At 72.6% G+C, this 6,232-nt stretch carries 6 protein-coding genes; 1 reads left to right on the forward strand and 5 read right to left on the reverse strand.

The window, feature by feature from the left end; genetic code table 11:
• Nucleotides 1-7 precede the first annotated feature (7 nt).
• The gene (locus RBH18_RS20785) at nucleotides 8-568 is read right to left on the reverse strand and encodes a GNAT family N-acetyltransferase (protein WP_306210253.1); all 561 of its coding nucleotides are present in this window, start codon (nucleotides 566-568) and stop codon (nucleotides 8-10) included.
• Nucleotides 569-685: 117 nt separating this feature from the next.
• Here RBH18_RS20785 and RBH18_RS20790 point away from each other — a divergent pair, with 117 nt between their 5' ends.
• Nucleotides 686-1,945 (forward strand): amidase family protein, encoded by a 1,260-nt coding sequence (locus tag RBH18_RS20790; RefSeq protein ID WP_306210255.1) that lies wholly within the window; start codon nucleotides 686-688, stop codon nucleotides 1,943-1,945.
• Between the two features lie 99 nt (nucleotides 1,946-2,044).
• Here RBH18_RS20790 and RBH18_RS20795 read toward each other — a convergent pair whose 3' ends face one another.
• The 4 genes from RBH18_RS20795 to RBH18_RS20810 form a co-directional block, all read right to left on the reverse strand.
• The gene (locus RBH18_RS20795; protein ID WP_306210257.1) at nucleotides 2,045-4,300 is read right to left on the reverse strand and encodes a catalase; all 2,256 of its coding nucleotides are present in this window, start codon (nucleotides 4,298-4,300) and stop codon (nucleotides 2,045-2,047) included.
• Between the two features lie 172 nt (nucleotides 4,301-4,472).
• The gene (locus RBH18_RS20800) at nucleotides 4,473-5,003 is read right to left on the reverse strand and encodes an RNA ligase 1 family protein (RefSeq protein WP_306210259.1); all 531 of its coding nucleotides are present in this window, start codon (nucleotides 5,001-5,003) and stop codon (nucleotides 4,473-4,475) included.
• A complete protein-coding gene (locus RBH18_RS20805; protein ID WP_306210261.1) occupies nucleotides 5,000-5,581 on the reverse strand; it encodes a cysteine hydrolase family protein in 582 nt (193 codons plus the stop codon). The genes RBH18_RS20800 and RBH18_RS20805 overlap by 4 nt, the downstream gene beginning before the upstream one ends.
• 8 nt (nucleotides 5,582-5,589) lie before the next feature.
• Nucleotides 5,590-6,232, reverse strand: a 643-nt coding sequence (locus RBH18_RS20810; RefSeq protein ID WP_306210263.1) for a cysteine hydrolase family protein, incomplete at its 5' end; no start/stop codon positions are given.

Below are 6,232 nucleotides of genomic sequence, written 5' to 3' on the forward strand. Positions count from 1 at the left end.
GGCGGGGTCAGCGGGTGGCGCGGCGGTCCCACATGTCGCGGGTCAGTTCGTACTCGACCTCGCCCGCCTCGGATCCCGGCAGCGGATCCTCCCACTGCGGGAAGAAGGTCCGCACGTGCCGCATCCCCAGCGCCTCCATCACCCCGCGCGACCCCGAGTTGACCGCCATGGTCTGCGCGACCACGCGGCTCACCCCCGCCGCGCCGAAGGCCTGCTCCAGCAGCGCGCGGCCGGCCTCCGTCGCCAGCCCCCGCCGCCAGTGCCGGCGCACGAGCCGGTAGCCCAGCTCGGCCTCGCGCGACACGATCCGCCGCGCCTCGCCCGCGCCCGCCGTCTGCTCGTGCCATGCCGGCAGCATCATGAGCCCGACGAAGTCCCCGGGCGCCGCGGTCAGGAACGCCGCCCAGTATCCGAGGCCGGCGTCGTCCGCGGCCGCCAGCCGCCGCTCGTGGGCGGCCTTGACCTCGTCGCGGGTGCGCGCCCGCGCGTACAGGTACCGCAGCACCTCCCGGTCGGAGTCCAGCTCCACCTCCCGCTCGAAATGGTGGTCCGCGAGGGGCTCGAGCACCAGTCGCTCGGTACGCAGAATCGGCTGAGTGGTGGCCACACCCCACGATGCCCCAGCAGGCGGGACGATGGCGAGCCGAATTCCGGGGCGCCGCCGCCCCTGGCTAGCGTGACGCCGGTGAGACCACAGACGGCCGGCGAGATCGCAGCTCAGGTGCGGTCCGGGGCGCGCAGCGCGCGGGACGTGATCGACGAGGCGCTGGAGGCGGCGGCCCGGCTCGACGCGATCCTGCACTTCCTGAACGGACCGCTCGACACGGCAGGCGCACGGCAGGCGGCGGACCGCATCGACGCGGGCGACGCACGCGAGCCGGCGAACCGCATTGACCCGGGCGGCGCGCGGAAGGCGGCGGGCGGCGCGCTGGCGGGCGTACCCTTCCTGGTCAAGGCCGGCACGGCGGCAGGCGCACCGATCGTCGCCCGGCTGCGCGCCGCGGGAGCCATCCCGATCGGGGTGTCGACGCGGAACAGGCCCGGCACGGACTCGCAGACGCACGGCTGGAACGGCACCGGCTTCACCCGCAACCCGTGGGACCTGGCGCGCTCCCCCGGCGGCTCGTCGGCCGGCGCGGCGGCGGCGGTCGCGGCGGGCGTCGTGCCCCTGGCCACGGGCGGCGACAGCGGTGGCTCGCTGCGCATCCCGGCGGCCTTCTGCGGGGTCACCGGCTTCAAGGGTACGGCCGGCCGGATCCCCCGCCCCGGCCGCGCCGTCGTGGATCTGGCCGTCGCCGGGCTGATCGGCGCGGATCTCGACGACGTGGTCGCGGCGACGAGTCTGGTCAGCGGGCCGGACCGGCTGGATCCCGCGGCGCTGCCCGGGTGGCCGGTTCCGGAGCCGGTGGAGGCCCCGCGCGTCGGCTACCTGGCGACCTTCGGCGGGCCCGGCGACCGGCGAGGGCGGGGCGTCGCGGACCCGGCCGTGGACGCGGTGGTCCGGTCCCGCCTGAGCGCTGCGGGCATCACGCCGGTGGAGGTGCCGTTCGAGCTGCCGGACCCCGGCGACGCGTGGGACGTGTTCGCCGCGCTGGACGCCGGCCGGGCCGTCCCCGATGCCCTGCTGCAGCCGGCGATCGCCGCCCGCCGGCGCGCGGACGCCGCGGTCTGGGACCTCTTCGAGCAGGTGGACGCGCTGGTCACGCCGACCACGCTCACGGTCGCGCATCCGTTCGACGGGCCGGTGGCGGGTGCGCCGTTCGTGGGCGACCTGTGCTGGGACTTCAACCTGACCGGCAACCCCGCGATCAGCGTGCCTGCGGGGCTGGTCGACGGGCTGCCGGTGGGCGTGCAGGTGGTCGCCGCCCACGGCCGGGACGACATCGTCGTGTCACTCGGACGGCGGCTCCGGGCCGAACTCCCGCAGGCCCCGCACCACGCCTGACGAAAAAGCAGCGGACGAAAAGCGGCTGACGAAAAGCGGCAAACCAAGCTGCCCCCGCCCACGCAGCACGCGCGAGCAGGGGCAGCGAGAATCCGGCGGTCAGGCCACCGTGGCGGGGAACCGCTCCCACACCCGGTGCTTGCCGAGCAGGGCCGACAGCTCGGTCAGGGCGGCCGTAGCGGAATCGGCGGTCACGACGCCCGGCGTGCCGGCCAGGCCGGCCTGCTCGAGCACCGCGGTGCCGGCGCCCCACGCGCCGATCGCCTTGGCGTGCCGCCAGGCCTCGTCGACGAGCAGGGCCACGCGCGGGTCCACGCCCGGCGTGGTGGCGGCGCCGGCCTTGGCGTCGCGCGCGGGCAGGGCGTCGGGGGCGGGCAGCGGCGCGCCGGCCACGAGGATCGCGTCGAACTCCACCGAGCGGGCGGTGGCGAACGTACGCTGCACGGCCAGATCGCCCACCATGCCGCCGTGCGCGGCGATGATCAGCGGGACCATCCCGGCGGAGAAGATCTCGCGCCGGACCGCGTGCACGCCGTCGAGGTCGCCGTCCGCGTCCACCACGATGCCGATCATGCGGCCGTCCGGCGGGTAGACGCCGCCGATCTGCGACAGCGCCGGGCTCGGGGCGACCTCGGCCAGGGGCACCGTCGGCTCGGGCACGGGCAGGCCCAGCCCGGTGGCGACCTGCTCGCACAGCACCGGGTCGATGTTGGCGAGGGCCCGCAGCTGGCGCTCCTTGATGGCCTGCTCGTAGCACTTGCCCAGCTCGAAGGTGTACGCCCGGACGATGTGCTCCTTCTCCACCGGCGTCATGCTCGCCCAGAAGAGGCGTACCTGGCTGTAGTGGTCGTCGAACGACGCCGGGTTGGCGCGCACCTTCGGCGCCTCGGCCACCACGACGGGGACGTCGACGAACGAGTTCTCCTCGGTGGTGAACGGGTTGCCGCCGTCGAGCGAGTTGGGCCGGTAGGGCGCCACGCCCGCGTGCACGGCGTGCTGGTGGAAGCCGTCGCGCAGCATGTCGTTGACGTCGGTGTGCGGCCGGTTGATCGGGATCTGGTTGTAGTTGGGCCCGCCGAGCCGGCTCAGCTGCGTGTCCACGTAGGAGAAGAGGCGGCCCTGCAGCAGCGGGTCGTTCGTGTGGTCGATGCCGGGCGGCAGGTGCCCGAGGTGGAAGGCGACCTGCTCGGTCTCGGCGAAGAAGTTGGTGGGCGTCTTCGTGAGCACCATCTTGCCGATCGCCTGCACCGGCGCCAGCTCCTCGGGCACGATCTTCGTCGGGTCGAGCAGGTCGATCCCGGCGAACGTCTCCTCGGGCGTGTCCGGGAACACCTGGATCCCCAGCTCCCACTCCGGGAACGCGCCCGCCTCGATGGCGTCGTACAGGTCACGGCGGTGGAAGTCGGGGTCCATGCCCGCGAGCAGCTGCGCCTCCTCCCAGTCCAGGGAGTGCACGCCCAGCTTCGGCTTCCAGTGGAACTTGACGAGGGCGGTCTCCCCCGCCGCGTTGATCACGCGGAAGGTGTGGACGCCGAAGCCCTCCATCGTCCGGTACGAGCGCGGGATGCCGCGGTCGGACATGTTCCAGATCGTGTGGTGCTGCGCCTCGGTGTGCAGCGACACGAAGTCCCAGAACGTGTCGTGCGCGCTCTGCGCCTGCGGGATCTCCCGGTCCGGGTGCGGCTTGCCGGCGTGGATCACGTCCGGGAACTTGATCGCGTCCTGGATGAAGAACACCGGGATGTTGTTGCCGACCAGGTCGAAGTTGCCCTCGTCGGTGTAGAACTTCGTCGCGAAGCCCCGGGTGTCGCGGACCGTGTCGGCCGAGCCCCGGGATCCCAGGACCGTGCTGAAGCGTACGAAGACCGGGGTCTCCTTGCCCTTGGCCAGGAACCCGGCCCTGGTGACGCCCTCCGCCGTGCCGTAGCCGGTGAAGACGCCGTGCGCCCCGGCGCCGCGCGCGTGCACGACCCGCTCCGGGATCCGCTCGTGGTCGAAGTGCGTGATCTTCTCGCGGAAGTGGTGATCCTGCAGCAGGATCGGGCCGCGCGGGCCGGCCTTCAGCGAGTGGTCGGTGTCCCGCAGCCGGGTGCCGGTCGCCGTCGTCAGGTGCGCGCCCTGCTGCCCCTTGGCCGTCGGCGGCACCCCGGTGTGCGCGCCGGTGGGCGTCACGGTCTCGGGCGTGCCCTGTTCGCTTTTCGGCGGAAGCGGGTCCACCGGCGTGGTCGGCTCCTCGAGCGGCGCGGGCGCGCTCCCCGGCTTCCCGGGAATGCTGTTCGTGAGCGCGTCGGCGACCTTGGCCGTCGCGTGCTCCACGGCGTCCTTCACCGCTCGGGCGGGCTTGCTGGCATCCATCTGCACCGCATCCTTCGTTGACCGTCTGCTCAGGTGCGCAAGCCATACCCGAGCATTGGGTAACCAAACGGACACATTCGGTCGCTGCGCAATCTGGATCGCTTCCAGTTCCCTGACCCCTGAGGGCCGCGCCACGTCCGGCGATCTTGCGCGGATCGGACAGGCCCCGGGCTCAGGCGACGTCGCGGTGCTTCAGCTTGGCGCGGCGGCCGTCCGGGTGGTGCCAGACGATTCCCTCGTACGCCGGGTGGGCCAGCAGCCACGCGCGCAGCCCGTCGAAGTCGCGGGGCGCGTCCAGCCGCTCGGCTTGGGCGTGCGCCACGAGCACGTGCCCGTCCGTACCCTCCGGGTTGCCGTTGACCTTGGGGCCGATCAGCTCGTAGGTGCCCGGCGTCGCCGGCCGGACCGCCTCGGCGAAGTAGCGCGCGTACGCCGACTGCCCGATCGGCTCCCACCCCACCGTCTTCCCGGTCGCCTCGTCGGTCATCACCGGCCGGTAGCCGGGCGGCCGCGTGCGCCCCGGCCGCACCTCGCGCCGGGCCCACCAGGTGCCGTCCTCGTCGAGCAGGACGCACGTGCCGTCGTACTTGCGGGTCGGGACGCCCTCGCCGGCGAGCACCCAGCCGCAGTCGGGGTGCACGTCGCGCAGCAGCCGCTTGCGGTCGGCCGGGTCGCGCAGGAACAGCGTGGGGATCTTTCTCATGCCCCCATGGTCTCAGCGGGGACAAGCCGGTTTTCCAGCCAGTCCAGCGCCTGGTCGCTGGTGACCAGGGACCGGTGCTGGAGGTAGTGGATCATCTTGAGGGCGTCGTCGTGGGCCTGCGGGGAGGAGCCGCTGACCACGTCGGTCACCACGTTGAGGTGGAGGTCGCGCTGGTGGGCGTCGACGGCGGTGTAGAGGATGCAGATGTCGGTGAAGCCGCCGATCATGACCAGGGTGTCCACGTCGTGGGCCTTCAGGACGATGTCCAGCTCGGTGCCGAAGAACGACGAGTAGCGGCGCTTGCGGATGTGGAACTCGTCGGGGGTGGGCACCAGGCCGCGGGCGAGCTCGGTCGCCGGGTCCCCCTCGATGCAGTGCGGCCCCTCGGAGCCGTCGAGCTCGCGGCCGATGTCGATCAGGTGCGGCTTGTGCACCTCCTGGACCCAGACGACCGGGACGCCCGCCGCGCGCGACTTCTCGACGAGGGCGATGGCCTTGCGCAGCTGTTCGGGGTCGTAGACGTTGTCGCCGCCCTGGAAGTCGACGACGAGCAGGGCGGTCTTTCCGTGGATGTTCATCAGGCTCCTCAGACGGTCGCGAGCCAGGCGTGGACGGCCTCGCTCGAGACGAGGGCGTCGCGCTGCAGGTACTTCATCGCCCGCAGGGCAGCGTCGTGCAGTTCCGGGCCGGAGCCGACGACCATGTCGGAGACGGTACGGAAGTGATAGTCGTACTGGTGGGCGTCGAGCGCCGTGTAATGGATGCACACGTCGGTCATGCCGCCGATGAGGACGACCGTCTCCGCCTTGTATCCGCGCAGCACGATGTCCAGCTCGGTGCCGTAGAAGGCGGAGTAGCGCCGCTTCTGGATCAGATACTCCTCCGGGCGGGGGTCCAGGCCCGGGTGCAGCTCCGTGCGCGGATCGCCCTCGAGGCAGTGCGGGCCCTCGTTGCCGTCGAGCTCGCGGCCGATGTCGATCAGCGAGGGCTTGTGGACCTCCTGGATGAAGACCACGGGCACGCCCTTGGCGCGGAACGCCGCGACCAGGTCGACCGCCTTGGCGTTGCGCTCGGCGCGGCCGGGCATCCAGGTCTGCTCGGGCTTGCTGGGCGGGAAGGGGTTGGCGTTGCCGCCGCCCTGGATGTCCACGACGACGAGGACGACGTTGCCGACCGGCCGCAGTTCGGGCGATGGGGTGATGTCGGTGACTTGCACAGGCACAACTGGC

Origin of the sequence: Actinoplanes oryzae, from assembly GCF_030757795.1 — a bacterium.
Lineage (GTDB): Bacteria > Actinomycetota > Actinomycetes > Mycobacteriales > Micromonosporaceae > Actinoplanes.